The sequence below is a fragment of the Actinopolymorpha singaporensis genome, assembly GCF_900104745.1.
GTDB classification, from domain to species: Bacteria; Actinomycetota; Actinomycetes; order Propionibacteriales; family Actinopolymorphaceae; genus Actinopolymorpha; species Actinopolymorpha singaporensis.
Map to the genome: position 1 here is coordinate 5,475,830 of NZ_LT629732.1, position 26,983 is coordinate 5,502,812.

Annotated in this window: 23 protein-coding genes; 11 read left to right on the top strand and 12 right to left on the bottom strand. The window is 73.1% G+C overall.

Annotated features, from left to right (window positions below):
* Positions 1-7 precede the first annotated feature (7 nt).
* On the top strand, positions 8-1,633 hold the full coding sequence (locus tag BLU27_RS24535) for a CocE/NonD family hydrolase (protein ID WP_092655983.1): 1,626 nt from the start codon (positions 8-10) through the stop codon (positions 1,631-1,633).
* An 11-nt stretch (positions 1,634-1,644) separates the two neighbouring features.
* Here BLU27_RS24535 and BLU27_RS24540 read toward each other — a convergent pair whose 3' ends face one another.
* The 4 genes from BLU27_RS24540 to BLU27_RS24555 form a co-directional block, all read right to left on the bottom strand.
* Positions 1,645-2,259: a response regulator transcription factor gene (locus BLU27_RS24540; protein WP_092655984.1), complete on the bottom strand. Its 615-nt coding sequence runs from the start codon at positions 2,257-2,259 to the stop codon at positions 1,645-1,647.
* A complete protein-coding gene (locus BLU27_RS24545; protein ID WP_157728790.1) occupies positions 2,256-3,551 on the bottom strand; it encodes a sensor histidine kinase in 1,296 nt (431 codons plus the stop codon). Before BLU27_RS24545 ends, BLU27_RS24540 begins: the two co-directional genes overlap by 4 nt.
* 65 nt (positions 3,552-3,616) lie before the next feature.
* The gene (locus BLU27_RS24550) at positions 3,617-4,348 is read right to left on the bottom strand and encodes an ABC transporter permease (RefSeq protein WP_092655986.1); all 732 of its coding nucleotides are present in this window, start codon (positions 4,346-4,348) and stop codon (positions 3,617-3,619) included.
* Positions 4,345-5,400, bottom strand: a complete 1,056-nt coding sequence (locus BLU27_RS24555; protein ID WP_241827615.1) for an ABC transporter ATP-binding protein — start codon at positions 5,398-5,400, stop codon at positions 4,345-4,347. Before BLU27_RS24555 ends, BLU27_RS24550 begins: the two co-directional genes overlap by 4 nt.
* Before the next feature lie 236 nt (positions 5,401-5,636).
* On the opposite strand from BLU27_RS24555, the gene BLU27_RS24560 reads away from it, so the two are divergent.
* Together BLU27_RS24560 and BLU27_RS24565 are read left to right on the top strand one after the other, a co-directional pair.
* The gene (locus tag BLU27_RS24560) at positions 5,637-5,966 is read left to right on the top strand and encodes a DUF3099 domain-containing protein (RefSeq protein WP_092655988.1); all 330 of its coding nucleotides are present in this window, start codon (positions 5,637-5,639) and stop codon (positions 5,964-5,966) included.
* A 281-nt stretch (positions 5,967-6,247) separates the two neighbouring features.
* Positions 6,248-6,460: a hypothetical protein gene (locus tag BLU27_RS24565; RefSeq protein WP_092655989.1), complete on the top strand. Its 213-nt coding sequence runs from the start codon at positions 6,248-6,250 to the stop codon at positions 6,458-6,460.
* Between the two features lie 37 nt (positions 6,461-6,497).
* On the opposite strand, the gene moaA is transcribed toward BLU27_RS24565, so the two are convergent.
* Entirely contained in the window at positions 6,498-7,496 is a 999-nt protein-coding gene (gene moaA / locus BLU27_RS24570) for a GTP 3',8-cyclase MoaA (RefSeq protein WP_092655990.1), read from the bottom strand.
* A 154-nt stretch (positions 7,497-7,650) separates the two neighbouring features.
* Between moaA and BLU27_RS24575 the strand changes: the two genes are divergently transcribed.
* Both BLU27_RS24575 and BLU27_RS24580 read left to right on the top strand, forming a co-directional pair.
* Complete coding sequence (locus BLU27_RS24575) at positions 7,651-8,589, top strand: SURF1 family cytochrome oxidase biogenesis protein (RefSeq protein ID WP_092655991.1); 939 nt, start codon at positions 7,651-7,653, stop codon at positions 8,587-8,589.
* 23 nt (positions 8,590-8,612) lie between these two features.
* Positions 8,613-10,430: a glycoside hydrolase family 15 protein gene (locus BLU27_RS24580; protein ID WP_092655992.1), complete on the top strand. Its 1,818-nt coding sequence runs from the start codon at positions 8,613-8,615 to the stop codon at positions 10,428-10,430.
* Positions 10,431-10,566: 136 nt separating this feature from the next.
* On the opposite strand, the gene alaS is transcribed toward BLU27_RS24580, so the two are convergent.
* The 3 genes from alaS to BLU27_RS24595 all read right to left on the bottom strand — a co-directional run bounded on the left by alaS (position 10,567) and on the right by BLU27_RS24595 (position 16,028).
* Positions 10,567-13,428, bottom strand: a complete 2,862-nt coding sequence (gene alaS, locus BLU27_RS24585) for an alanine--tRNA ligase (protein ID WP_092655993.1) — start codon at positions 13,426-13,428, stop codon at positions 10,567-10,569.
* Positions 13,429-13,716: 288 nt separating this feature from the next.
* Entirely contained in the window at positions 13,717-15,051 is a 1,335-nt protein-coding gene (locus BLU27_RS24590) for an alpha-L-fucosidase (protein WP_092655994.1), read from the bottom strand.
* Positions 15,052-15,224: 173 nt separating this feature from the next.
* Complete coding sequence (locus BLU27_RS24595; RefSeq protein WP_092655995.1) at positions 15,225-16,028, bottom strand: SIR2 family NAD-dependent protein deacylase; 804 nt, start codon at positions 16,026-16,028, stop codon at positions 15,225-15,227.
* A gap of 186 nt (positions 16,029-16,214) precedes the next feature.
* Here BLU27_RS24595 and BLU27_RS24600 point away from each other — a divergent pair, with 186 nt between their 5' ends.
* Positions 16,215-16,973, top strand: a complete 759-nt coding sequence (locus BLU27_RS24600; protein ID WP_092655996.1) for an SDR family oxidoreductase — start codon at positions 16,215-16,217, stop codon at positions 16,971-16,973.
* A gap of 42 nt (positions 16,974-17,015) precedes the next feature.
* On the opposite strand, the gene BLU27_RS24605 is transcribed toward BLU27_RS24600, so the two are convergent.
* The 3 genes from BLU27_RS24605 to BLU27_RS24615 form a co-directional block, all read right to left on the bottom strand.
* Complete coding sequence (locus tag BLU27_RS24605; protein ID WP_092655997.1) at positions 17,016-18,905, bottom strand: ABC transporter ATP-binding protein; 1,890 nt, start codon at positions 18,903-18,905, stop codon at positions 17,016-17,018.
* A gap of 215 nt (positions 18,906-19,120) precedes the next feature.
* On the bottom strand, positions 19,121-19,339 hold the full coding sequence (locus BLU27_RS24610) for a helix-turn-helix domain-containing protein (protein ID WP_092655998.1): 219 nt from the start codon (positions 19,337-19,339) through the stop codon (positions 19,121-19,123).
* A 224-nt stretch (positions 19,340-19,563) separates the two neighbouring features.
* Positions 19,564-21,177 (bottom strand): ABC-F family ATP-binding cassette domain-containing protein, encoded by a 1,614-nt coding sequence (locus BLU27_RS24615; RefSeq protein ID WP_092655999.1) that lies wholly within the window; start codon positions 21,175-21,177, stop codon positions 19,564-19,566.
* 282 nt (positions 21,178-21,459) lie between these two features.
* On the opposite strand from BLU27_RS24615, the gene BLU27_RS24620 reads away from it, so the two are divergent.
* The 5 genes from BLU27_RS24620 to BLU27_RS24640 are packed head-to-tail and all read left to right on the top strand — an operon-like array spanning position 21,460 to position 26,018.
* Complete coding sequence (locus BLU27_RS24620; RefSeq protein WP_092656000.1) at positions 21,460-22,134, top strand: biotin transporter BioY; 675 nt, start codon at positions 21,460-21,462, stop codon at positions 22,132-22,134.
* A gap of 11 nt (positions 22,135-22,145) precedes the next feature.
* Positions 22,146-23,441: a class I adenylate-forming enzyme family protein gene (locus BLU27_RS24625; RefSeq protein ID WP_092656001.1), complete on the top strand. Its 1,296-nt coding sequence runs from the start codon at positions 22,146-22,148 to the stop codon at positions 23,439-23,441.
* A complete protein-coding gene (locus BLU27_RS24630) occupies positions 23,438-24,682 on the top strand; it encodes a thiolase family protein (protein WP_092656002.1) in 1,245 nt (414 codons plus the stop codon). The genes BLU27_RS24625 and BLU27_RS24630 overlap by 4 nt, the downstream gene beginning before the upstream one ends.
* A complete protein-coding gene (locus tag BLU27_RS24635) occupies positions 24,679-25,353 on the top strand; it encodes an energy-coupling factor ABC transporter ATP-binding protein (RefSeq protein WP_092656003.1) in 675 nt (224 codons plus the stop codon). The genes BLU27_RS24630 and BLU27_RS24635 overlap by 4 nt, the downstream gene beginning before the upstream one ends.
* Positions 25,350-26,018 (top strand): energy-coupling factor transporter transmembrane component T family protein, encoded by a 669-nt coding sequence (locus BLU27_RS24640; protein WP_197681564.1) that lies wholly within the window; start codon positions 25,350-25,352, stop codon positions 26,016-26,018. Before BLU27_RS24635 ends, BLU27_RS24640 begins: the two co-directional genes overlap by 4 nt.
* Positions 26,019-26,102: 84 nt before the next feature.
* On the opposite strand, the gene BLU27_RS24645 is transcribed toward BLU27_RS24640, so the two are convergent.
* Positions 26,103-26,966: an IclR family transcriptional regulator gene (locus BLU27_RS24645; protein WP_241827616.1), complete on the bottom strand. Its 864-nt coding sequence runs from the start codon at positions 26,964-26,966 to the stop codon at positions 26,103-26,105.
* Between the last annotated feature and the right edge of the window lie 17 nt (positions 26,967-26,983).

The window sequence follows — 26,983 nt, forward strand, 5'->3', positions numbered from 1 at the left end:
TCCCCACGTGACCCCGCCTTCGCGTGTCCTCACCCTCGACACCACCGTCACCGCCGCCGACGGCGCCGCGCTGGCGACCGACGTCACGGTCGCCGACGACGGCCGGCGGCACCCGGTGGTGCTGGTCCGCACCCCGTACGGCCGGGCCTCCGCGCGGGCCGCGCACGACGCGATCGGCCTTGCCCGGCTCGGGTTCGCGGTCGTCACCCAGGACGTACGCGGACGCTGGGACTCCGCCGGGCAGTTCACGCCGTTCCGGTCCGAACGCGACGACGGCGCGCGCACGGTCGCCTGGTGCGCCAACCAGCCGTGGTCGGCCGGCGCGGTCGCGATGATCGGCGCCTCCTACAACGGCTTCACCCAGTGGCTCGCCCTGGCCGACCGGCCCGCCGGCCTGCGGGTGGTCGCGCCGGCCGTTGCCGGGCCGCGGATCCGGTCGGTCGCGTACGAGGGCGGCGCACTCCAGCTCGGCGTCTTCTCCTCCTGGACACTGGGACTGGGTGCGCTCGGCAACAACCTCGACGACGACATACGGCAGGCGGCCATCGAGGCGCTGGACACCTGGCCGGCCTCACTCCCCCGGGCCGAGAAGACCCTGGCCGAGATCAGCCCGGAGTGGCAGCGCTGGGTGCGCCCTGCCGGTTCGGGAGGACAGCCGGTCGCCGCCGGGGAGGACCCGTGGGCCGAGTTCGACGCCACCCCGGCCCTCGACGGGGCCGGCACCGACGTCGCCGGCTACCACCTCGCCGGCTGGCACGACCTGTTCTGCGAGAACACCATCGCCGGCTACTCCCTGCTGGCCGGCCGCGACGGGCGGGCCGCCCACCGCCAGCGGCTGGTCGTCGGCCCGTGGTCGCACCTGTCGATGCTGCGGCGGACGACCGGGCAGCTCGACTTCGGCGTCGCCGCCATGGGCGACCTCAACGGGCTGTACGAGGAGCAGGTCGGGTTCCTGAGCGCCGGCCTGGCCGGCAGGGAGGTGTCGCACGGCGTACGCGTGTACGTCATGGGGAGCAACCGGTGGCTGGACCTCGAGGCCTGGCCGCCACCCGCGCACGAGACCGCCTTCCACCTCGCGGCAGACGGCAGGCTGGAGCGGCCCGTACCGCAGGAGTCGGGCACCGACCGCTACCGCCACGACCCTGCCGACCCGGTGCCCACCAACGGCGGGCGCACCCTGCATCCCGTACTCCCCGAGGCCGGTCCGCGCGACCAGCGCGACGTGGAGCGCCGGGACGACGTACTCGTCTACACCGGCGACGTGCTCGGCCAGGACCTCACGGTGCTCGGCGAGGTCCGCGCGCACGTGGTCTTCGAGTCGACCGCGCCGGTCGCCGACGTCGCGGTGAAGCTGGTGGACGTCCACCCCGACGGAACAGCGATGTCGGTGGTCGACTCGGTTCGCCGCGTGGAGGCACCGTACGGGCAAGCCCCCGGAGAGGGCACGGAGGTGGAGGTGACCGTCGGCTCGACCGCGATGACCTTCCGGGCCGGCCACCGGATCCGGGCGGAGATCGCGTCGTCCAACTATCCGAGGTTCGACCTGTGCCCGGCCGGCGACCAGACCGTCCACCGCGGCGGGCGGGCGGCGTCGCGGATCGTCCTGCCGACGTACGCCGGAACGCCTTCCTAGGGGAAAGCCCCTCAGAGCCAGCCGTTGGCGTCTGCGATCCGGACCGCCTCGGCGCGGGTACGCGCACCTGTCTTGCCGATCGCGCTGGACAGATGGTTGCGGACCGTCCCCTCCGACAGCACCAGCGCCCGCGCGATGTCGGCCACCGTCCCGCCGCCGCGGGTCTCCAGGAGCACGTCGCGTTCCCGTGCGGTCAGCGGGCTCTCCCCCGAAGTGAGTGACTCCACCGCCAGCGTCGGGTCCACCACCCGCAGGCCCTGGTGCACCCGCCGGATGCTGTCGGCGAGCTGGGACGCGGGGGTGTCCTTCACCACGAAGCCGCTCGCACCGGCGGCCAGCGCCCGGCGAAGGTAGCCGGGCCGGCCGAACGTCGTGACCACGAGCACCCGGCAGTCCGGCAGCGCCGTCCGCAGGTCGCGGGTGGCGGTGATGCCGTCGGCGCCGGGCATCTCCACGTCCAGCAACGCGACGTCGGGCGTGGTCTCCCGTGCTCGGGCCACCACCTCGTCGCCCCGCCCCACCTCGCCCACCACCTCCAGGTCGGCCTCCAGGGACAGCAGGGCGGCGAGCGCTCCGCGGACCAGGTGCTGGTCGTCGGCGAGCAGGATCCGGATCGACTCGCTCACGCGGGCACCTCCGCCCGCAGCGCGAACCCGCCACCGGGCAACGGGCCGGCGGACAGGCTGCCACCGGCGGCGCGCACGCGTTCGGCCAGGCCGACCAGCCCGTGTGAGGAGGCCGGGTCGTCGAACCCGTCGGAGAGGTTGAACGGCGGCTCGACCGGTGCGGGGCCGTTCGCTGCGTGGCCGTTCCAGCCCCTGCCGGGACGCCGACTGGTTCCGTCGTCGACGACCTCCACGCTGGTGGGGGTCAGATGTACGGTGCAGGTCGCCGCTCCGCTGTGCCGTACGACGTTGGTCACGCCCTCGCGCACGACCCACCCGAACACTTCCCGCGGCGGCCCGGTCACCTCGTCGGCGGAGCTCGGCAGCACCGCGGTGATGCCCGCGGACTCCAGGGCATACCGGGCCTGGCTGAGCTCGGCAGCCAGGCTGGTGGCGCGGTAGCCCGCGACCGTGGCCCGGACGTCGGCCAGCGCCTCCCGGGCCAGGCGTTCGACGTCGGCGATCTCACCGGCTGCGCGTTCGGGCCGCTGCTCCAGCAGCCGGCCTGCCAACTCCGCCTTGACGGTGATGACGGTGAGGCTGTGCCCGAGGATGTCGTGCAGGTCCCTGGAGAAGCGCAGCCGCTCGTCCGCTACTGCCAGCCGGGCGATCTCGCCCTGGGCCTCGCGCAACTCCCAGTTGCGCCGCAGCAGGCTGACGAACGCCGAGGAGGCCAGCGCACCCAGCAGCACAGACATCGTGCCCTCCGGGGTGATGTTCCACCCAGGGACGGCCAGCGGCGCGACGACGGTCGCCGCGACACATCCACCCGTCCACCAGGCCGACGTGCGCGCCGGGAGCGCCGCGGCACCGCCCGCGGCGACGTAGACCAGGCAGAACATGCCGTCCTCGCCCGCGAGCAGGCAGAACGCGCCGCAGAGCACCGCCAGCGTCGCCAGCCACACCAACGAGTGGCGGCGGTCGGCGTCGCGGCGCACCAACCGGAAGATCACGACGTAGGTGGCGCAGAACCCCACGGTGACCGCGGCGACGAGCAGCTGCCACTCCCAGGAGGGATTCCGCTTCAGGGCCGACGACACCGGCGAGACGATGAAGACCAGCCAAAGGGCGGCTCCAAAGATGCCCCGCCACCGCCTCCGGCGGTCTCGTCGCGTGAGCTCGGGCTCCCTCGGTTCGGCGGTCCCCGGGACGACCGGGGAGCCGGCGTCGAAGGAGACGGCCACCGCGCGGCCGCTGTCCGGCCGGTCAGGTGCCGTGTCCTCGCCGGGCACGGCGTTCGGGGTCACGCTCATCGACCTCAGTTTCCGGTAGCTGTTCGCCGGCGGCTCGGCGGGTGCCGGATCCGGGCGTTCGTACTTCACGCCCGGGCGGTGTCGACGCGGTACCGCCGCACCACGATCAGTGTGAGCACTGCCGTCCAGGCCAGCAACACGGGCACCGCCTGCCACTCGAACCCGGACAGGCCGAGCGGGCTGCGGCCGATGATTCCCAGCCAGTACGACGGAAGCAGCTGCGCCAGGTTCGCCATCAGCCTGGGCATCGCCTCGACCGGGATGAAGATGCCGCCGAACAGGGACAGGACCATGAAGGTGGCCGGATAGATCGCCTGGGCGCTGTCGGGCGAGGCGACGTACCCGATGACGATCCCGATCACCGCGAACGGGATCAGGGCCAGCCACAGCCCGACGGCCGACATCGCCCACTCCTGTGGAGCGAGCCGGACGTGCGCGGCCAGCCCGCCCGCGCCGTAGACCAGGACCACGGAGGGCACGGCCACCAGCATGGCCACCGCGGCCTTGGCCACGAGGTAGGAGAGCGGCTTGAGTGGCGTCAGCCGGAGCTGGCGGTTCCAGCCGCTCTGGCGTTCCAGCGCGATCCGCGAGCCGGCCGACATCGCGGCGCTCATCGAGCCGAACGCCGCCATCGAGACCATGAGGTACGCCCGCACGTCCACGCCGTTGATGTGCCCCTTGCCGTACATCTGGACGTAGACCAGGAACAGCACCACCGGCATCGCGAGGGTGAAGATGAGGAACCGCTTGTTCCGGTAGGCGCGGCGCGCCTCCAACATGAGGTAACGCGTCGTCATGACCGGCTCTCCTGGTCGTTCCGGCTGTGGGTCGGGTCGGTGGGCGCGGCGGTGCCCTGGTCGTCGGCCGCGGAGGTGAGGGCCACCACGGCGTCCTCGAGGTCGACGCTGCGGACCTCCAGGTCACGGGCCTGCTCATACGCCGACAGCAGCGCGCGCAGCGCGGCGTCCGCGTCGGTGCAGTGCAGCGTCACGCGGTCACCGCGGACCGCGACGTCGAAGACGCCGGGCAGGGCACGCAGCCGGGCCTCGTCCGCACCGGGAAGCCGCGCACCGATCCGCCGGCCGCTCACCTGGTTCTTGATCGCGGCGGCGGTCCCGTCGGCGATGATCCGGCCGGACCGCATCAGCACCACCCGGTCGGCGTAGTCGTCGGCCTCGTCGAGGTAGTGGGTGGCGAACAACACGGTCCGGCCGGCCGCGGTGAGGTTGCGCATCGCCGCCCAGAACGCGCGCCGGGACTCCACGTCCATCCCGACAGTGGGTTCGTCGAGGACGAGCAGGACGGGGTCGGGTACGACCGCCAGGGCGAACCGCACCCGCTGTGCCTGCCCGCCGGACAGCTTGCCGGTGGGCCGGTCGGCGAGGTCGGCGATGCCTGCACGCTCCAGCGCCTCCTCCACCGGCAACGGCGCGCGGTGCAGGGCGGCGAACATCGCGACCAGCTCGCCCACGCTCGCGTCCGGCAGCAGCGACCCGGCCTGCAGCATCGCACCGACGTGCCCCTGCGCCACCGCCTGACGGGGTTCGGCGCCGAACAACGCGACCGTGCCCTGGTCGGGCCGGGCCAGGCCGAGCAGCATGTCGACGGTGGTGGACTTGCCGGCGCCGTTGGGGCCGAGCAACGCCACCACCTCACCGGGCGCGATGTCGAGGTCGACACCGCGGACGGCGTGGACGTCGCCGTAGCTCTTCACCAGTCCGGACAGGTGGACCGCCATGCCGTTCGCGGCCGGGGGCGGGTTCGAGGGCGCCGTACGCCGGTGGGACGTACGGGGGGAATTCGTACGAGCCGTACGGGACCGTGCCGTACGGGATGGTGTCGTCTGCACGGAGTCCACGGTGCCGGTCCGGTGGTGCGCCGCACTGCGCCGGTGATCCTGGTCCGGGCATGACATCTGTCACGTTCGGCCCGGCCGGTGTCACGTTCGGGCGCGCCGAGTGGTCCTGAGGGGGTAGGTCCACCGGGATCGGGAGAGCCGGTGGGCTGTCAGGGCCGTCGGAACGCCACTCGCCGGTGGGAACTGTCGGTGGGCGCGCGTACCGTGGATCGAGTGCGGGAGGTGGAATGAGCCAGAAGTCGGATCAGGATGTATTCCGGATCTCGGGAGCTCCGCGCAGTCTGAAGGCCGACGTGCGGTCCCGGGAGGTGCGATACCTGATCTCCATGGGGATACGAACGCTCTGCTTCGTGGGTGCGTTCGTCACTCAGGGCATCGTCCGATGGCTGCTCATCGTGGCGGCGTTCATCCTCCCGTACGTCGCCGTCGTGATCGCCAACGCCGGTCGAGAGCGCACCAAGGCTCCGCCACCCGCCTACCTGCCCGATCATCGGCTGGAGCTTCCGGCACCTCCGGAGCGCCCTGTCCCGCCGCAAAATAACGCGAGGACCGGCTAGACCTACCTGGTGCCTTCGTGCCAGACTCGTTCTGCGCGCTCCGCTTCCCCCGTCGGAGTGCGACGTGATGCGATGCCGGGCGGCTTCCCCCGTGGCTGCCCGGCATCGCTTCTTGTTATCTACGGACCGTTAATTATGACTCAGCGTGAGCTAATCCGCCGGATGTCGCCACTCTCGGCTACTCCACGCAGTCAGGCCGTCCGGAGCCCCCAGCGGACCCACCGGCCCGGGGGCGCGGGTCCGGCTTCTCAGGCGCGGCGGTCGCGCGGTGAGGTGGAGTCGTGACCGAGCCTGTGGTCGAGCCCGAGCCGATCTGTTCGGCCAGGGGGTGCAGCGCGCCCGCCGAGTGGGCGTTGCGCTGGAACAATCCGCGCATCCACCCCGAGGAACGCCGCAAGACCTGGCTCGCGTGTGAGGCCCACCGCGCCCAGTTGTCCGACTTCCTGTCCGCCCGCGGCTTCCTGCGCGAGGTGGAGCCCTTCTCCCCCGACTGATCGACAACGCAGCCGGTCGTGATGCGGGGGCAGCGTGCTAGCCGCCGATGGCGGACATGGGGCGGGAGGGTTGCAGGAAGCTCGGGTCGTCGATGCCGTGACCGGGCAGTTTGCCGGCCATCGCGGCCTGCCAGCGCCGGGCGAGTTCGGCGTCGTCGGCCCCTGAGCGCAGAGCGGTGCGCAGGTCGGACTCCGACCGCGCGAACAGGCAGTTGCGGACCTGACCGTCGGCGGTGAGCCGGACCCGGTCGCAGTCGCCGCAGAACGGCCTGGTCACCGACGCGATCACCCCGACCCGGCCCGGGCCCCCGTCGACGAGGAACGACTCGGCGGGCGCGCTGCCCCGCCGGCTCGGGTCGTCGGGCACCAGAGTGAACCGGGTTTCCAGCCGCTCGATGATCTCCTCGGCGGTCACCATGGTCTGCCGGTCCCAGCCGTGCTGGGCGTCCAGCGGCATCTGCTCGATGAACCGCAGCTCGTATCCACGCTCCAGGCACCAGGCGAGCAGGTCGGGCGCCTCGTGGTCGTTGGTGCCGCGCATCAGCACCGAGTTGACCTTCACCGGCGTCAGTCCGGCCTCCGCGGCGGCCGCGAGCCCGGCGACCACGTCGTTCCACCGGTCGCGGCGGGTGAGCCGGGCGAACGTGTCGGGGCTCAGGGTGTCGAGGGAGACGTTGATGCGGTCCAGCCCCGCCTCGCGCAGGGGCGCCGCCAGCCGGGTGAGCCCGATCCCGTTGCTGGTCAGCGAGATCTCCGGGCGGGGCGAGAGTCGCGCCGTACGGGAAACGATGTCGACCAGGCCGCGCCGGACCAGTGGCTCGCCGCCGGTGAAGCGGACCTCGCGCACCCCGAGCCGGCACACGGCGACCTCGACCAGCCGGGCGACCTCGTCGTCGGTGAGCAGCTCGGGCCCGGGCAGCCAGGCGAGCCCCTCGGCCGGCATGCAGTAGGTGCAGCGCAGGTTGCAGCGGTCCGTCAGGGAGACCCGCAGGTCGGTTGCCACCCGGCCGAAGGAGTCCACTAGTTGCGCGACCATTCGCCCAGCCTAGGACACACCTCCGACAGTCGCCCCCTCTCGAAGCCAGACTCGGGCGGCGGCGCACGGAGCCGCGCCCGGATCCGTGCCCGAAGACGGCCGTCGACACCCCGATGGGAGGGCCGCCGGGCTGGTTCGGTTAGCGTCATTCATCGTGTACCGCTTCCTGTTGCGGCCACGCTGGCTCGCCATGATGGTCGCGGTCGTGATCGCGGCCGCCGTGTGCGTCGAACTCGCCGGCTGGCAGCTGCACCGCCTGGAGGCGCGCCGCGCACACAACGCCCTGGTCACCAGCAACTCCGGCGTGTCCGCCCGACCCGTCGGCGACGTGCTCGCGCCGGGCCGGTCGGTGGGCCCGGGCAAGGAGTACGCCCAGGTGAAGGCCCGCGGCACCTACGACGCCCGGCACCAGATCCTGGTCCGGTACCGCCCGCTGCAGGGCGAGCCCGGCTTCAACGTCCTCACTCCGCTGCGGCTGGCCGGGTCGAGGAACGCCGTCCTGGTCAATCGGGGCTGGATTCCCAGCCTCCGGTCCACCGACGCACCCAGGGCACCCGCCCCGCCCGCCGGCGAGGTCACGGTGATCGCGCGGGTCCGGGCCAGCGAGGCAGCGGACCGGCCGGAGAAGGTGATCGACGGGCAGGTCCGGTTCATCCAGGTCCGGGCGATCTCGGCGGTCGTGCCGTATCCCCTGCTCGGCGACTACGTCGAACTCGCCCGTCAGATCCCCGCCCAGCGATCCGACCTCCCGCGGATGCTCCCGCCGCCCGAACTGTCGGAGGGGCCGCACCTGGCGTACGCGTTCCAGTGGTACATGTTCGCGCTGATCGCGGTCGCCGGCGGAATCTTCCTGGCGTACGACGAGGCCCACGACGGCAGGCTGCGCGAACGGCTCCGGAATATGCGGGTCGAACCCAACGAACCCCGCCAACCCCGCCAATCCCCCGGACGCACGTCGCCCGGCCGTACGCCCCCGGCGCGAAGCCCCGGGCCGCCCGAGCGCCCCGGCCCCGCCGGTCCGACGGGCACTCGCGGGCACTCGGGCACGAGCGCGACACTGGAGAACGAGGACAGCGCGCGGCGTCCCACCTGACGGCGCCTTGAGGAGCGTGGGACATGGCGGCACCCATCGAGGACTACGCCATCGTCGGCGACATGCAGACCGCCGCCCTGGTCAGCAGGTCCGGCTCCATCGACTGGTTGTGCTTCCCCCGCTTCGACTCCGGCGCGTGCTTCGCCGCCCTGCTCGGTGACAACGACAACGGGCACTGGACGATCAGGCCCCGCGGCGGCTCGAGGCGCGCGGCGCGGCGGCGCTACCGCGGCGACACGCTGGTCCTGGAGACCGAGTGGGAGCTCCCCGAGGGCGCGGTCCGGGTGATCGACTTCATGCCTCCCCGCAACCAGGCGCCCGACATTGTCCGCATCGTCGAGGGCATCTCCGGGAGAGTGCCGATGCGCAGTTGCCTGCGGCTGCGGTTCGACTACGGCGCCGTCATCCCGTGGGTCCGCAAGATCGACCAGCAGACCGCCGCGGTCGCCGGTCCGGACGCGGTCTGGTTGCGCTCCGACGTACCCACCTACGGCCGGGACTTCGCGACGTACGCCGACTTCGACGTGCGCGCGAACGACCGGGTGCGGTTCGTGCTGACCTGGCATCCGTCCCACCTGCCGCCGCCCACCCCGGTCGACGCCGACGAGGAACTCGCCGAGACCGAGGCGCTGTGGAAGGAGTGGTCGGGGCAGTCCACCTACGACGGTCCGTGGCGGGAACCGGTGCAGCGTTCGCTGCTGACGTTGAAGGCACTGACGTACGAACCGACCGGCGGCATCGTCGCCGCGGCCACCACGTCACTGCCCGAGGACCTGGGCGGCAGCCGCAACTGGGACTACCGCTACTGCTGGCTGCGCGACGCGACCATGACGTTGTCCGCGCTGATCCGCAGCGGGTACGACGAGGAGGCGGCCGCGTGGCGGCAGTGGCTGCTGCGCGCGGTCGCCGGTTCTCCCGCCGACCTGCAGATCATGTACGGCGTGGCCGGTGAACGCCGGCTGCTGGAGTACTACCTGCCGTGGCTTTCCGGCTACGAGAACTCCCGCCCGGTCCGGGTCGGCAACAAGGCGGTCGACCAACTGCAGCTGGACGTGTACGGCGAGGTGGTCGACGCCCTCGCGTTGGCCCGGCAGGCCGGGCTCGACCCACACGAGGAGTCGTGGCCGCTGCAGGCGGTGCTGATCTCCCACCTCAGCGAGCACTGGCACGAGCGGGACGAGGGGATCTGGGAGGTACGCGGCCCGCGGCGGCCGTTCACCCATTCCAAGGTGATGGCCTGGGTGGCGATGGACCGCGCGGTGAGGGCGGTCGAGGAGTACGGGCTGCGCGGGCCGGTCGGGAAGTGGCGGGCCGTCCGGGACGAGATCCATCGCGAGGTGTGCGCGAAGGGGTACGACGCCGACCGCAACACCTTCACCCAGTCGTTCGGGTCCCGCGACGTAGACGCGGCGCTGCTGCTGATCCCGCAGGTCGGCTTCCTGCCGCCGGACGACCCGCGCGTCGTCGGAACCATCGAGGCAGTCCAGCGCGAACTCACCCGCGACGGACTGGTGATGCGCTACCCCACCGACGAGGGTGGCGAACCAGGCACCGACGGCATGCCGGGCACCGAGGGCACCTTCCTCGCGTGCACGTTCTGGCTGGCCGACGACCTGGCCATGATCGGGCGTATGCGGGAGGCGCGCGACCTCTTCTGCCGCCTGCTGGACCTGCGCAACGACGTCGGCCTCCTCGCGGAGGAGTACGACCCGCGCCACCGCCGGATGGCGGGGAACTTCCCGCAGGCGTACAGCCACATCGCGTTGATCAACTCGGCCCTGCACCTGGACGGCAACACCCCGGTGCGCTGCGACCCGAACCACACCCGTCCCCCGGAGTGAGATCCGGACTGGGGTTCGCCGGGGCTCGCGCTCCGAGGACCGCGACGAGGTGGGAAGACCTGTGGGTACAGCACCAGTACGTCTTCCCACCTCGTCGATCCGCGGCCGGCCGGGTAGTGGGAGCCCCGGGCAGCGCTCAGGCGCCGGCGGTCGCGTCGAGATGCTCGGTCAGCCGGTCGGTCGCCAGCGCGAGCGCGGTGTCCAGCCGGTCGACCTCGCGGCCACCCGCGTGCGCGAACGACCCGTTGCCGCCCGCTCCGCCGCCGATCGCCCGTCCGGCGGGTGTCAACAGCTCCTTGGCAGCGCCGCGGCCCGCCGGCGACGGGTCGACCGCCAGCACCAGCTGCGCCCTCCCGTCGACCGCGCGGGCGAGGACGACGCCCGCGGGCCGGTCCCGCGGGCCGCGTTCCAGCACCGCCTGCGCCAGTTCACGCAGGTCGAGGTCACGCAGGCCCGAGCCACGCAGGCCCGAGCCACGCAGGCCCGAGCCACGCGGATCCACGCCACCGGCCTCGACACCTGGCTCGTCCACCCGGCTCGCCACCAGCCAGCCACCGGACGCGGTGTCGCGGCGACGGCCCAGCAGGCAGTCAGCGCCCGCCAGCAGGTCTGCCCGCCGGCGTCGGCCGAGTTCGCGTTCGGCGTCGGCCAGGTCGGTGAGCCGGCGCCGGAGCTGGTCGAGTATCCGGTCCGGGGACCGTCCCGGTCCAGCGGAACCCGGCCTACCGGAGCCCGGCCGGCCGGACCCGCCGAGCAGGTCCTGGATCTGTTCCAGCAGCCGGTGTTCGTGGTCGGCGTACCGCAGCGCGTCCACGCCGGTCAGCGCCTCCAGCCGGCGTACCCCCGCGCCGACCGAACTCTCCCCCACGATCCGCACCGGGCCGGCCGCGCTCGCGTGCCCGACGTGCGTGCCGCCGCACAGTTCGCGGGAGTAGTCGCCGATGTCCACGACCCGGACCACCTCGCCGTACGTCTCGCCGAACAGCGCGATCGCTCCCGCGGCCCGCGCCTCGTCCTGGCTGGTCTCCCACACGCGCACTTCCGGGTCGGCCAGCAGCCGCTGGTTGACCTCCTCCTCGACGGCACGCACCTGGCCGGGGTCCAGGGGCGCGAAGTGCGACACGTCGAACCGCAGCCGTCCGGGCGCCACCAGCGAACCCTGCTGGCGAGCGTGGTCGCCGAGGTACTCCCGAAGCACCGCGTGCAGGACGTGCGTCGCGCTGTGCGAACGCGCGGTCGCCTGCCGCCGCTGCACGTCGACGGTCGTCCGCGCCGGCTCACCCGGCCGGAGTTCGCCGTGGACCACCTCGACCTCGTGGACGTGCAGCCCTCCGGGCCCGCGCCGGGTGTCCAGCACCCGCAGGCGGGCGTCGTCACCCGACCGCGACGACCCGGACGAAACGCGGATCGTCCCGGTGTCACCCACCTGGCCGCCGGACTCCGCGTACATCGGCGTGCGATCCAGCACGAGCGTGCACCGCTCCCCCTCGGTCGCCACCGCGAGCTCACGGCCGTCACGCAGCAACGCCAGCACGGTGCCGTCCGACTCGTGCCGGTCGTAGCCGACGAACCGGGTCGGCCCGTGCCGTTCGGCGAGTATGCGGTACGAGACGTCGACGTCGCCCGGTGCCGAGGTGCGCGCCTGCCGCGCGCGCTCACGCTGGTCCTCCATCAGCGCCGCGAACCGGTCGGTGTCGACCGTGAGCCCGGCCTCCGCCGCCACCTCGACGGTGAGGTCGACGGGAAAGCCGTACGTGTCGTGCAGTTCGAACGCCGTACGCCCGGACAGCGCGGGCCGCCGGGACGATCCCGAGGGGCCCGAGGACTCGGAGGACTCGGAGGACTCCGAGGACTCCGGCGTCCTCGTCTCCGCCCGCGCCCGCCGGATCGCGGTGTCCAGCAGCCGGGTCCCGTGCGTCAACGTCCGGCCGAACGCCTCCTCTTCGTGCGCGACGGCCTGCCGGACCAGTGCGCGGTGCCCGGACAGCTCCGGCCAGGACTCCACGTGGGTGTCGATCACCTGGTCCGCGAGGTCGGCGAGGATCGGCGAGCCGACCCCGAGCAGGCGCGCGTGCCGGACCGCCCGGCGCACCAGCCGGCGCAGCACGTAACCGCGTCCGTCCGGGCCGGGCAGTACGCCGTCGGCGAGCAGGAACGCCGCCGCCCGCACGTGGTCGACGACGATCCGCGCGGACAGTTCCGGCGACCGGCTGCGCGTCCCCGCCGCCCGGCCCAGCACGTTCGACAGCACCGGCAGCAGCGCGTCGGTGCGGTGGATGTGGGGCACGTCCTGCAGCACCACCGCTGCCCGCTCGGCCCCGAGCCCGGACTCCACGCACGCCTGCGGCAGGTCACCGACGACCGGGAAGTCGTCGTCGGTCCCGCCCTCGCCGCGTACGTACCGCATGAAGACGAGGTTCCAGACCTCGAGGAACCGGTCGGGGTCGGCCGCAGGCCCGCCGTCCCGGCCGAACTCCGGGCCACGGTCGTAGAAGATCTCCGTGCACGGCCCGCACGGTCCGGGGCCGCCGGTGGACCAGTAGTTGTCGGCCATGCCGAGCCGCTGGATGCGCTCGGGCGGGATGCCGAGCCGCTGCCAGCGGGCCGGGGTCTCGTCGTCGTCGCGGTAGACGGTCGCCCACAGCCGGCCGGGGTCCAGGCCCAACCGCTCGGTGAGGAACTCGTACGCCCACGGCACCACCTCGTCCGGACCGTAGGAACCGAAGGAGAAGTTGCCGAGCATCTCGAAGAACGTCGTGTGCCGGTCGGTGCGGCCGATTCCGTCGATGTCGACGGTCCGCACACATTTCTGCGCCGACGTGAGCCGGGACGCGGGCGGGGCGGAGGTGCCGAGGAAGTACGGCTTGAACTGCACCATGCCCGCGGTGGTGAACAGCATGGTGGGGTCGTCGGTGACGAGGGAGGAGGACGGCACGACCTGATGGCCGCGGTCGGTGAAGAAGTTCAGGAAGGTACGGCGAATGTCGACGGTGCGCACGAGAAGCCCTCAGTTCTTGCGTCGGCGGGGCGAACGGGGATCGCGTTCACGCCGAGCCGGACCGAGGGCCGGTCGAGGAGTCAGCGAAGACGGACCTCGGCGCCCAGCTCGGCGCACGTAGCTCGCTGTCCGACCCGCATCGTCGACCCTTCTCGCTCACGTCGTTGCTGATGCTTGCTCACACGCCGCCCGGCCGGTGCGGTACGCCGAACCCGCGGACGGCTCTCGTCCGTGACCAGTATGCCGAGCCGGACCGGCCGCCTCCAGCGGGTTTTCCGAGGCCCCAGCTCACCTCGCGGGCGCGTCGACCTTCTGTGCGGAGATGTCCGGTTGCTCCTCCAGAACCGGCGCCCGGGTCACTCCGGTCCGGTGCGCGGTGACACCGGCCAGCGCGGCGCCTGCTCCGGTGAGCCGGATCTCCAGCCGGTCGGCGGTCACCTCGTCGAACGCGTGGATCCGGCGGACCCCGATGGTGCCACCGGCCGCCACCACCGCACCGTCGACGAGCACCTCGTGCCGGGTGACATGCTGCCCCGCCGTGAGTTCCTCGCCGAGGACCACGTGGTCGAACGACATCCGCGCGCCGAGGTCGACCCGGACCACCGCCGTACCCGCGTCCGTGGGGCCGCCCGGACCGGTCGCCGCGTCCGGCTCGGCGGTCAGCACGCCCGGCCGCCCCGACCCGAACCGGCGCCGCAGCTCCGCACCGAACTCGGCCAGCCGGGCACGGTCGTGCTCGTCGAGCAGCCCGCGCCGGTCCGGCGGGACGTTCAGCAGCAGGCCGGCGCCGAGCCCCACCGAGCGGTGGTGGATCGCCAGCAGGTGCTCGAGGCTCTTCAGCGTCGCCAGGTCGTCGGTCTGCCAGAACCAGTGCCGTCGGATCGGCACGTCGCACTCCGGCGGCAGATAGCGGCCCTCGCCGAGCCACGCCCGGTCACCGCCCTCGCTGCCGGTGTCACCCTCGACCGCGGAGACGACGTACTCGCACGGGTCGGCGGCCAGCCCGTCCTCGTTGCCCACCCAGCGGATCGTGGGGCGGCCCATGTTGAACACCATCGCGTCCGGCTGGTGCTCGTCGACCACGTCCATGATGCGGCCCCAGTCGTACACCCGACCCTCGGAGCCGGCGCCGTCGAACCACACCTCGAACAACGGGCCGTACCTCGTGCAGAGTTCGGTCAGCTGACGGACGTAGAAGTCGTCGTAGGCCGCCGGGTCGGCGTAACAGGCGGCGTTGCGGTCCCACGGTGAGAGGTAGAGCCCGAGGCCGAGCCCCGCGTCGCGGCACGCTTGGGCGAGCTCCTCGACGACGTCGCCTCGCCCGCCCCGCCACGGCGAGGACCGAACCGAGTAGTCGGTGGTGTCGGTCGGCCACAGGCAGAACCCGTCGTGGTGCTTGGCGGTGAGCACGACGTATCGCATGCCGGCGTCGGCGGCGGTGTCCACCCACTGCCGCGCGTCGAGCTCGGTCGGCGCGAACCCCGAAGCCGGCAGCGTGCCGTCGCTCCACTCCTTGTCGAAGAACGTGTTGATGCCGAAGTGGCAGAACATCCCCATCCCGGCGCGCTGCCAGGCCAGCTGGGCGGGCGTCGGTCGTCGGCTGGAGGACACGGCGTGCGTCATGGGCGCTCCCAGGGTCCGTCAGGGTCTCTTCTGCTGCGGTCTTCGCCAGGCGCGTCGAACCCTAGGGCATGCCTCCGACAGGCAGTTCCCAGGACGTTCCCAGGACATTCGCCGGAGCCTGCGAGGTGCGGGTCAGAGCCGGCTTCGACCCGTCGCCTCCTCGGCCAGCCGGGTCAGAGCCGGCTCCGGCCCGTCGTCTCCTCGGCCAGCCGGGGCAGGACCTCGCCGATGGGAGTACGCAGGACCGCGCAGGCCACCTCGTCGTACGGCGTGGGCTGAGCGTTGACCACGACCAGCCGGGCACCCGCCCGCAACGCGACGTCGCACAGACCGGCCGCCGGGTGGACCTGGAGCGACGTACCGATCGCCAGCAGCAGGTCACAGGCGCGCGCCGCCTCCTGCGCGGCCAGCAGCACCGCGCGGTCCAGCGCCTCCCCGAAGGAGATGGTGGCCGACTTCTGGATGCCGCCGCAGCTCAGGCACCGGGGGTCGGCCTCGCCGGCCTCGACCCGGGCGAGCACGTCGCGCATCGGCGTACGAAGTCCGCACTCCACGCAGGTGACCCACCAGATCGTGCCGTGGATCTCGATCACCCGCCGCGATCCCGCGCGCTGGTGCAGCCCGTCGATGTTCTGCGTGACGACCGCCGCGACGAGATCCGCCTCCTCCAGCCGGACCAGTGCCTCGTGGGCGGGGTTGGGGCGTGCCGACCAGGCCGGGTGGTCGAGCCGCCGCCGCCATGCCTCGGCGCGTACCTCCGGATCGGCGAGGTAGTCCTCCAGGGTGGACAGCCGCTCGGCTCGCGGCTCGCGGGTCCACACGCCGTTCGGGCCGCGGAAGTCCGGGATGCCGGAGTCGGTGGAGATGCCGGCGCCGGTGAGGACGGTGACGGCGCCGGCCGTACGCAGCCACGCGCCCACGGTGCGGTCTTCGTGGGACCTCTCACCAGACGTGCCACCAGACCTGCCACCAGACATGCCACCGACCGTACGCGAGGACGGCGCGAACCGGCGACCGGCCGCAGCGGACCGCCCCTCACCCCCGCCCCGAAGCGCACCCGGCGTGACGATGTCCGGCCCGGCGCTCCGGGATCACCACACTGGTCGGACCACCCAGCGTGTCAGTACGCATGGCGTCACCGTCATGAGGAAAGATGAGGCATCGTGGATCTTGGCGTACGGGACCGAGTGTTCCTCCTCAGTGGTGCGAGTCGTGGGCTGGGCCGGGCGGCGGCGGAGGTGCTGGTCGCGGAGGGTGCCTACGTGGTGATCTCCGCGCGCAGCGAGGAGGGCGTGCAACGCGCCGCCGCGAGCCTGGGCACCGCGCGTGCCGTCGGGGTCGCGGCCGACAACGCCGAACCCGCCTCGGCCGAACGCCTGGTCGCCACCGCGATGGCCAAGTGGGGGCGGCTGGACGGCGCGCTCATCAGCGTCGGAGGGCCCGCTCCCGGCACCGCCATGGACGCCCAGGACGAGCAGTGGCGGTCAGCCTTCGAGTCGGTGTTCCTCGGAGGCCTGCGGCTGGCCCGCTCGGTCGCCGCCGCCTGCCGGGACGGCGGCTCGATCGCGTTCGTCCTGTCGAGTTCGGTACGCGCGCCGATCCCGGGCCTGGCGATCTCCAACGGCCTGCGCCCGGGTCTCGCCGGGCTGGCCAAGACACTCGCCGACGAGCTGGGGCCGGCCGGCGTCCGTGTCAACGCCCTGTTGCCGGGCAGCTTCGACACCGAGCGCACTCGCGAGATCGCCGACCAGAGCCCGGACCCGGAGGCCTACCGCCGCCGGCGTGAGGCGGAGATCCCGCTGCGGCGGTACGGCGCGCCGCTGGAGTTCGGCCGGGTGGCGGCGTTCGTGCTCGCCCCGGTGGCCTCCTACATGACGGGTACGACGGTCTCCGTCGACGGCGGCGCCACCCGCGCGATCTGACACCGGGAGTACGCCGGGAGTACGCCGGAAGAAGCCGGCCCGCTACAGCGTCCCCTGCGCCTCGGCCTGAGGGCGGAACTGCGTTCGGTAGAGCTCGGCATAGAGACCACCGGCGGCCAGCAGCTGCTCGTGCGTGCCGCGCTCGGCGATCCGGCCCTCGTCCAGCACGACGATGAGGTCGGCGTCCCGTACGGTCGACAGCCGGTGGGCGATCACCAGGGACGTCCGGCCGGCCAGCGCGGTCGCCAGTGCCTTCTGGACCGCGGCCTCCGACTCCGAGTCCAGGTGCGCCGTCGCCTCGTCCAGGACGACGATCCGGGGCGCCTTCAGCAGCAGACGGGCGATCGCCAGCCGCTGCTTCTCCCCGCCGGACAGGCGGTAGCCGCGTTCGCCGACCACGGTGTCCAGACCGTCGGCCAGGCTGGCGACGAGTGTCCAGATCTGCGCCGCCCGCAGCGCCTCGACGAGCTCGTCCTCGGTGGCGTCCGGCTTGGCGTACAGCAGGTTGGCCCGGATCGTGTCGTGGAACATGTGCGGGTCCTGGGTGACCACGCCGATCGCGTCCCGCAGCGACTCCAGCGTGAGGTCGCGCACGTCGATCCCGCCCACGCGCACCGCGCCCGCGGTGACGTCGTACATCCGGGTGACCAGGTGGGTCATCGTCGTCTTGCCCGCACCGGACTGCCCGACCAGCGCCACCAGCTGGCCGGCCTCCGCCCGGACCGACACCTCGTGCAGCACCTGGGTGGAGACGGTCTGGTCGAGCACGGCGACCGTCTCCAGCGAGGCGAGGGACACCTCGGCGGCCCGCGGGTACTCGAAACTCACCCGGTCGAACTCGATGCTCGCGGGCACCTCCGCCGGCAGGTCGCGGGCGCCGGGGAGGTTCTTCACCAGCGGCTCCAGGTCCAGCACCTCGAACACCCGCTCGAAGCTCACCAGCGCGGTCATGATGTCGACGTGCACGTTGGACAGCGCGGTCAGCGGGCCGTACAGCCGGGTGAGGTACGCCGTCAGCGCCACCAGCGTTCCGACACTCAGCGCACCGGCCACGGCCTGGACGCCGCCCCAGCCGTAGACCAGCGCCACCGACAGCGAGGCGACCAGCATCAGCGCGGTGAAGAACACCCGGCTGTACATCGCCTGGGTGACGCCGATGTCGCGGACCCGGGCCGCCCGCTGCCCGAACGCCTCGTCCTCCACCTCGTGCCGGCCGAACAGCTTCACCAGCAGGGCTCCGGACACGCCGAGCCGCTCGGTCAGCATGGCGTTCATCTGCGCATTGAGGTCGTAGGACTCCCGGGTGATCGCCTGCAGCTTGCGCCCGAGCCAGCGGGCCGGCAGCAGGAACAACGGCAGCATGACCAGGGAGACCAGGGTGATCTGCCAGGACAGGACGAACATCGCGCTCAGCGTGAACACCGCGGTGAGCAGGTTGCTCACGACGTTCGACAGCGTGGACGTGAACGCCTGCTGCGCGCCGAGGACGTCGTTGTTGAGGCGGGACACCAGGGCGCCGGTCTGGGTACGCGTGAAGAACGCCAGCGGCATCCGCTGGATGTGTGCGAACACCCGCGAGCGCATGTCGAAGATCAGGCCCTCGCCGATCCGGGCGCCGCAGTAGCGCTCGACCAGGCCCAGCGCGCCGGTCAGGATCGCGATGCCCGCGACCACCAGGGCCATCCGGACCACCAGTCCGGAGTCCTTGCCGAGCACGCCCTCGTTGATGATCTCGCGGAAGATCAGCGGGGTGACCGCGCCGGCGGCGGCGTCGACGGCCAGCAGCACCGTCAGCGTGCCGACGAACCCGGCGTAGGGACGGGCGAACGACACGATCCGCCGGGTCGTGCCGGGCGCCAGGCGCCGGCGGGCCGCCGACCTGTCCCGGGTGAAGGACCGGATCGTGCCCCAGCCACCCCCACCACCGTGCATGCTCAAGGCGCGGCTTCCCTTCGTCGGCGACCGGTCCGCACAGGTGAACCCCCTGGCCGGACAATGTCTTCCCGGCCAGGGGGTTCGTTCGTCAGGGCGTCATGATCTCGCAGAGACCGGCCCAGCTCCCTGGTGACCCCCGCAGTCCCAAGGCCGTGGCCTGCCTCCGTACGTCTGCTCCTCGCGTCTGACGGGGTGCGTACGGCGGCGCGGCTTCAGGCCCGCACCTTCTTGGCCCGGGTCGCTCCGCCCCTGCTGCGAAGCCGCACCCCGGACTCGCTCAGCAACCGGTGCACGAACCCGTAGGACCGGCCGGTCTCCTGGGCGATCGTACGGATGCTCTTGCCTCCGTCGTACTTTCGTCTCAGGTCCGCGGCGAGCTTGTCCCGCTGTGGTCCGGTGACCCGAACGCCCTTCTTCAATGTCTCGACCACGCTTGCCTCCGCTGGCGAGTTGGCGGTTGCCCTGGGCTCACATGGCAGAGCCGCACGGCATTCGATCAACCCACCAATGCCCGATGATCGGCCGGACCATGCGCGTCGGCAACACCTGATCGGACGCGATTACCGATTCGCAATCCGGCGGATGTCGCTCGAACCAGTGAAATGGGGCGACTCGGCCTCGCGCCGGAGCGTGGAGGACCGGAGTCCTCCCACGCTCAGGCGAGCGAGACCAGGTCGGCGTAGTCGGCGTTCCAGAGGTCCTCGACACCGTCGGGGAGCAGCAGGACGCGTTCGGGTTCGAGCGCCGCGACCGCGCCCTCGTCGTGGGTGACGAGCACGATCGCACCCTTGTACGACCGGATCGCGCCCAGGATCTCCTCCCGCGACACCGGGTCGAGGTTGTTCGTCGGCTCGTCCAGCAGCAGGACGTTGGCGCTCGAACACACCAGCCGGGCCAGCGCCAGCCGGGTCTTCTCCCCACCGGAGAGCACCCCCGCCGGCTTGTCCACGTCGTCGCCGGAGAACAGGAACGAGCCCAGCACCTTGCGCGCCTCGGTGTCGGTGAGGTGCGGAGCCTCGGCCAGCATGTTCTCCCGGACGGTACGCGTGGTGTCGAGTGTCTCGTGCTCCTGGGCGTAGTAGCCGAGCCGGAGGCCGTGGCCCGGCACCACCTCGCCGGTGTCGGGCCGCTCGACCCCGGACAGCACCCGGAGCAGGGTCGTCTTCCCCGCACCGTTCAGCCCGAGGACGACCACCCGGCTGCCCTTGTCGACGGCCAGGTCGACGTCGCTGAAGACCTCCAGCGAGCCGTACGACTTCGACAGCTCGCGCGCTGTCAACGGCGTCTTGCCGCAGGGAGCGGGCTCGGGCAGCCGGATCCGGGCCACCCGGTCGGCCTTGCGCTCGGCCTCCAGCCCGGAGACCATCCGCTCGGCCCGGCGGGCCATGTTCTTGGCCGCGGTCGCCTTCGTCGCCTTGGCCCGCATCTTGTCGGCCTGGGCCATCAGGGCGCTCGCCTTGCGCTCGGCGTTGGTGCGCTCGCGCCTGCGCCGCCGGTCGTCGGTCTCGCGCTGCTCGAGGTAGGTGCGCCAGCCGACGTTGTAGACGTCCAGCTCGGCGCGGTTGGCGTCCAGGTGAAAGACGCGGTTGACAGTCGCCTCGAGCAGGCCGACGTCGTGGCTGATCACCACCAGGCCGCCCCTGTAGGACCGCAGGTACTCCCGCAGCCAGGTGACGGAGTCGGCGTCGAGGTGGTTGGTCGGCTCGTCGAGGAGCAGGGTGTCGGAGCCGGAGAACAGGATCCGGGCCAGTTCGATGCGGCGCCGCTGACCGCCGGAGAGGGTGCGCAGCGGCTGGGACAGAACGCGCTCGGGGAGGCCAAGGCTCGCGGTGACCTGGGCCGCCTCGGACTCGGCGGCGTACCCGCCGCGGGCGAGGAACTCCTCCTCGGCCCGGGCGTACTTCCGCATCGCGCGGTCGGTGCCGGCGGTCCCGGCACTGCCCGCGCCGACGCCGGCCATCTCCAGCTCGGCGGTGCGCAGCTGGTCGACCACCTGGTCCAGGCCGCGCGCGGACAGCACGCGGTCGCGGGCGGTGACGTCGAGGTCGCCGGTGCGAGGGTCCTGCGGGAGGTAGCCGACCGAGCCGGAACGGGTGACGGTGCCGGCGGCCGGCTGGCCCTCGCCGGCGAGGATCCGGGTCAGGGTCGTCTTGCCGGCGCCGTTGCGGCCGACCAGACCCACGCGGTCGCCGGGGGCGACGCGGAAGGAGACGTCAGAAAGAAGAAGACGCGCGCCAGCACGGAGTTCGAGACTGCTTACGGTGATCACGGGAGAACGCTCCGGAGTCGAACGGACACAGGGGACACGTGGGCAACGGAGTGTCCAGTCACGCAATCCGGATGAGCATGCCTGCCAGTGTAGAGGGCACTCCCGGGTGGCCGCGACCCGGTTGCCGGGGCCCCGGCTGCGGGGTCGCACCGATTGTGGGGTCACGCCAAGCGGCAGGACCGGACGTTGGCGCGGAAGGCAGGTCGGACCGGCGGGCCGGCCGCATACCCTCGATGCGGCCCCGCCTCCGCGCCGGGCCGACCGAACCACGAGGAGTTCCACATGGCAGCACCGGCACCGGTCCGCCGGCTACCCACCCGCGACCTGGCGCTGATCGCGCTGTTCGCGGCCCTGATCGCGGTGCTCGGCTTGCCGGGATCCATCGCGCTGTTCGGCAGCACCGTCCCGATCACCGCGCAGTCGCTGGGGCCGATGCTGGCCGGGTCGATCCTGGGTGCGCGCCGCGGCCTGCTGGCCACGCTGACGTTCTGCGCGCTCGTGCTCGCCGGGCTGCCGCTGCTGGCCGGCGGCCGGGGCGGGCTGGGCGTACTGGCCGGTGCGTCGGCCGGCTACTTCGTGGGGTTCCCGCTGGGCGCCTGGGTGACCGGATGGCTGACCGAGCGCCTGCTCCCCCGCTACAGCATCCCGGCCGGGCTGGTCGCCAACATCGTCGGCGGCATCGTCGTGGTGTACGCGGTGGGTGTTCCGGTACAGGCGTGGCGGTCGGGTACGACCGGACTGGTCGCCACGTTGGTAGCTGCGACGGTGTTCCTGCCCGGCGACCTGATCAAGGCGGTGATCGCGACGCTGGTCGCCCGCGGGGTCCACGCGGGCTACCCGACTCTCGGTTCGGCCGAGGCCGGCGGACCAGCGGCCGAGCCTGACGGCCCCGGTGGCGAGCCCGCCGACCCGGCTGGCGGGAAGCCGAGCGGGTCGAAGCGGCGAGCGCGGCGGTAGCGTTCGCCTCGATGCCCATCTCCCGCGACGTACGCCGCCGGGCGGCCGCCGAGCCGGACCGGCCGGCGCTGGTCGGTCGCTCCGGGACGGTCGGCTACGGCGAACTGGCCGCCCGCGCCGAACGCCGGGCCGAGACGCTCGCCGCCTCCGGAGTCGCAGCCGGGCACGCCGTGGTCTGTGCCGACCCGGACCCGGCCGACCTGCTGGCCGCCGTAGTCGCGGCCGACCTGCTGGAGGCGGCCGCTGTGGTCGCCGACGCCGACTGGCCGGACGCCGTCCGCGAGCCGGCCGCGGCCTCCGCCCGCGCACTGGTGGACCGGCACGGCACCGCCGTGAGCCTGGTGGTGTTCACCTCCGGCAGCACCGGCACTCCCCGGCCGGTGGCGCGGACCCGCCGGTCGTGGACGTTCAGCTTCCCCACGTTCTCCGCCCTCACCGGTGTCGGTGCGCAGGACACGGTGCTGGTGCCCGGCCGGTTGTCCGGAAGCCTGTTCCTGTACGGCGCCCTGCACGCGCTGACCGTGGGTGCCGCGGTGCACGCCCTGCCGTCCTGGTCGCCCGCCGACGCCGCCCGGGCCTGCGAGTCCTGCACCGCCGTGCACCTGGTGCCGAGCATGCTCACCGAACTTCTGGACCGGCTCGGCCCCTCCGCCGGCCGGCTGCGGACCGTCGTGTGCGGGGGCGCCCACCTCGACCCCGGCGTACGCGCGAAGGCCGCGGCGGCCGGAATGGAGGTCGTCGACTACTACGGCGCGGCCGAACTCTCCTTCGTCGCCATCCGCAGGCCGGGCCTGCCGCCGGATCGGTTGCGGCCGTTCCCCGAGGTGGACGTCGACGTCCGCGACGGCGTGATCTGGGCCCGCGGCCCCTACCTCGCGCTCGGGCTGGACCGCGACCCCGACGGGTTCGCCACGGTCGGCGACCACGGTGTACGCCACGACGACGGAACGCTGTCGGTCCACGGGCGCGGCGACGCGGCGATCACCACCGGCGGCGCGACCGTCCTCGCCGAGGCGGTCGAACACGTGCTGCGGCAGGTGCCCGGGGTGGCCGAGGTCGCCTGCGTCGGTACGCCGCACGAACGGCTGGGCCAGGTCGTCGCCGCGGTCGTCGAACCCCGGCCGGGCTGCGCACCCACCCTGGCCGAGCTGCGGGCGGCCGCGGCGGTGGGCCTGGCGGCCACCGATCGGCCGCGGCTCTGGTACGCCGTGGACCGGCTCCCCCGTACCCCCGGCGGCAAGGTGCCGCGAGCCGAGGTCCACGCCGGCCTGCGCGACGGCTCGCTCGGCGCCCGGGTGCTGACGTGAACCCGCACCCCGGCTCAGCGCCCGTCCTGGTGGCCGCCCGGCGTACGCCCCTGGCCACCGCCGGCCGCGGGCTCGCCCACCTGTCCGCCGACGAACTCGCCGCACCGGTGCTGCGCGCGCTGTTGGCCGACCTCCGGATCCCCGTCGAGCAGGACACCGCGCCGCACTCTGTGCCGAACTCCGTGCCGAGCACCGCGGTCGCCGACGTCATCCTCGGCAACACGATGGGTCCCGGCGGGAACGTCGCCCGGGTGGCCGCCCTGCGTGCCGGGCTCGGTCCGGCTGTGCCCGGCCTGACCGTCGACCGCCAGTGCGGCAGCGGCCTGGAGGCGGTGACGCTGGCGGCCGGACAGGTACGTGCGGGGCTGGGCGCGCTTTACCTCGCCGGCGGGGTGGAGAGCGCGTCCACCGCGCCGGTGCGGGCGTGGCGGCCGGACACCCCGGGCGAGGCACCACGCCCGTACGACCGTGCGCCGTTCGCTCCCCCGCCGTACGCCGACCCGGAGATGGGCGCCGCTGCCGACCTGGTGGCCCGCGAGGCCGGGGTGAGCCGGGAACGCCAGGACGGCTACGCCGCGCGCAGCCATGCCCGGGCGGTGGCGGCCGCGGCGGCAGGGCGGTTCGCCGCGGAGATCGTCCCGCTGGCCGGTTGCGACCGCGACGACCGTCCCCGGGCCGGGCTGGACCTGAGCAGGCTCGCCCGGCTGCGGCCGGCGTTCGTTCCCGTCGGCGAGGGAGGCACGGTCACCGCGGGCAACTCCTGCGGCGTCAACGACGGCGCGGCCGCGGTGGCCGTCGTCTCCGAACGCCTGCGCGCCGCACGTGGGTGGGCCGGGCTGCGGCTGGTCGACTGGGCGTGCACCGGCACCGATCCCGGCCGGCCCGGTCTGGGACCGGTGTCCGCCGTACGCGCCCTGCTGGACCGGCAGGGCCTCAAGCTCGCCGACGTGGGTGCGATCGAGTTCGTGGAGGCGTTCGCCGGTCAGGTGCTCGCCTGCGCCGACGCCCTCGACCTGGACCCGGAACGGATCTGCGCCGACGGCGGCGCGCTGGCGCTCGGCCACCCGTGGGGCGCGAGCGGCGCGGTCGTCCTCGTGCGGTTGTTCTCGCGGATGGTGCGCGCCGGTGGTCCCGACCTCGGGCTGGCCGCGGTCGCGGTCGGCGGCGGGATGGGGCTGGCCGCGCTGGTGGCGAGGGTGCCCGGCGAGTCTGCCCCCGACTCTGTTGGGAGCCGGTCGTGATCGAACTCCGCAGCGTCTCCCACCATTACGGCCCGCGGACCGTGCTCTCCGGGCTCGACCTCGAGCTGTCCGAGCGGCGCATCGGCGTGATCGGCGCCAACGGCTCGGGCAAGTCCACGTTCGCGCGGCTGCTCAACGGCCTGGTCCTGCCGACCCGCGGTCAGGTGCTGGTGGACGGCTACGACACGCGTACGGCGGGCCGCGAGGTCCGCCGCCGGGTCGGGTTCGTGTTCACCGATCCCGACGCCCAGGTGGTGATGCCGACGGTGGCCGAGGACGTCGCGTTCGGGCTGCGCCGGTCAGGGCTGTCCCGGGCGCAGATCGCCGAGCGGGTGGAGGCGGCGCTCTCGGCGTACGGTCTCGCGGAGTACGCCGACCACCCTGCCCACCTGCTCTCCGGCGGGCAGACCCAGCTGCTGGCGCTGGCCGGTGTCCTGGTAACCGAACCCGGCACGCTGGTCTGCGACGAGCCGACCACGCTGCTCGACCTGCGCAACGCGCGGCTGGTCACCGAGTTGCTGGCCGCGCTGCCTCAGCGGGTCGTCCTGGTCACCCATCACCTGCAACTGCTGGACGGCTTCGACCGGGTGCTGGTGCTGCACGAGGGCCGGGTGGCCGCCGACACCGACCCCGCCTCGGCGGTCACGGCGTACGAGGAGCTGCTGGCGTGACCGCGTCCTCGTCGCCGGGCGCCTCGGTGTCGTCCGGGCTCGGGCTCTACCAGCCGGGCGGCTCGCTGCTGCACCGCGCGCCGGCGGGCGCGAAGCTCGCCGGCCTGGCGGTGGCCGCCGTCGGCGTACTGCGGATCACCACCGTGCCCAACCTCGTGCTGGCGTTCGCGGTGACGTTGCTGGCCGCCGGGCTCGCCCGGATCCCGTGGCGCGTCGGCCTGGCCCAGCTGCGGCCGGTGCTGTGGTTCGCGGTGCCGCTGCTGGCGTTCCAGTGGCTCACCGCCGGCCCGCACCGGGCGGTGCTGGTCGTCGGGCAGCTGCTGCTGATGGTCACGCTGGCCGCACTGGTGACCCTCACCACCCGGGTGTCGGCCATGCTGGACGCGTTCGAGGCCGGCCTGCGGCCGCTGCGGAGGGTGGGGGTGAGCCCGGCCCGGGTGGCGCTGGTGCTCGCGCTCACGGTGCGCTGCGTACCCCTGGTCGCCCAGACGTTCGCCGAGACCAGGGAGGCACAGCGGGCCCGCGGCCTGGAACGCAGCCCGGCCGCGCTGGTGGTCCCGCTCGTCATCCGGTTGCTCAAGCGGGCCGACGCGATCGGTGAGGCGCTGGCCGCCCGCGGTGTCGACGACGACCCCGCTGACACCGGCGGCCGGCCGCGCCGGTGACGCCCGCCCGTCGCCGGCGAGCAGCGTCGGGTGAGCTGGGTCGGCCGAGGCGGGTCACGCGGGCGGGTCACGCCGGCGGGCGGGTCACCCGGGCGGCGGCTCGGCCCTGGTGAGGTAGGCCGCGACACCCTCCCGGGTGGCGCCGAGCTGTTCGGAGATCGACCACGCGGCCGCGACCACCAGCGGGGCGTACTCCTCCATGCGTTCCTCCGGCATCCGCCCGGCCGGCGCGGAGACGCTGAGCGAAGCGACGGGCAGGTCGGCACCGTCGAAGACGGCGGAGGCGACTGTGCGGATCCCCGACGTGCGCTCGGCCCGGGAGAACGCGACGTTGCGCCGGCGGATGCCGACCAGCTGCTTGCGCAGCACGTCCGGCTCGGTCGGATCGGCCGGTGACGTGGCCTGTGACGTACCCGGCGAGGTTCCCGGTGACGTGGCCGTGATCGGCCGGGCGAGCACCGCCTCCTGTACGTCGTACGGCAGGGCGGCCAGCAGCACCTTGCCGGGCGCGCCGAGTGGCAACGGGATCGGTGCGCCGAACTCGGTGTAGGTCCGCCGCAGCGGCTGGCGGCTTTCCACCTGGTCGATGACCGCGCGTTCGCGGGTGGGCAGGAGTACGTGCAGGCCGACCGTCTCGTCCACCTCGTCGCGCAGCCGGGTCATCACCGGGCGGGCGGCGTCGAGCACGCTGGCCGGGGCGGCGCCGACCCTGGCCAGCCGCAGCAGCAGCGGGCCGAGCGCGTAGCGGCGGTCGCGGGACTGGCGTACGAGACGGTTGTCCTGCAGCGCGCTGAGCAGCCGGTGGGTCGTGCTCGTCGACAGGCCGGTGCGGCGCGCCAGGTCGCTGATACCGAGCTCGGGATGCGCGGTGTCGAAGCAGCGCAGGATCGCGACGGCGCGGTCGATGGACTGTACGCCGCGGCGCCGCCCGGACGTCACGGACGTCACGGACGTCTCGGCCGGTT

Bases quoted from the DNA above. Each gene is read 5' to 3' on its own strand.
- BLU27_RS24550 (WP_092655986.1), bottom strand. From the start codon at position 4,348: ATGACGACGCGTTACCTCATGTTGGAGGCGCGCCGCGCCTACCGGAAC.
- BLU27_RS24580 (WP_092655992.1), top strand. From the start codon at position 8,613: ATGGCGGCACCCATCGAGGACTACGCCATCGTCGGCGACATGCAGACC.
- BLU27_RS24545 (WP_157728790.1), bottom strand. From the start codon at position 3,551: ATGAGCGTGACCCCGAACGCCGTGCCCGGCGAGGACACGGCACCTGAC.
- BLU27_RS24605 (WP_092655997.1), bottom strand. From the start codon at position 18,905: ATGCACGGTGGTGGGGGTGGCTGGGGCACGATCCGGTCCTTCACCCGG.
- BLU27_RS24625 (WP_092656001.1), top strand. From the start codon at position 22,146: ATGCCCATCTCCCGCGACGTACGCCGCCGGGCGGCCGCCGAGCCGGAC.
- BLU27_RS24560 (WP_092655988.1), top strand. From the start codon at position 5,637: ATGAGCCAGAAGTCGGATCAGGATGTATTCCGGATCTCGGGAGCTCCG.
- BLU27_RS24595 (WP_092655995.1), bottom strand. From the start codon at position 16,028: ATGTCTGGTGGCAGGTCTGGTGGCACGTCTGGTGAGAGGTCCCACGAA.
- moaA (WP_092655990.1), bottom strand. From the start codon at position 7,496: ATGGTCGCGCAACTAGTGGACTCCTTCGGCCGGGTGGCAACCGACCTG.
- BLU27_RS24590 (WP_092655994.1), bottom strand. From the start codon at position 15,051: ATGACGCACGCCGTGTCCTCCAGCCGACGACCGACGCCCGCCCAGCTG.
- BLU27_RS24620 (WP_092656000.1), top strand. From the start codon at position 21,460: ATGGCAGCACCGGCACCGGTCCGCCGGCTACCCACCCGCGACCTGGCG.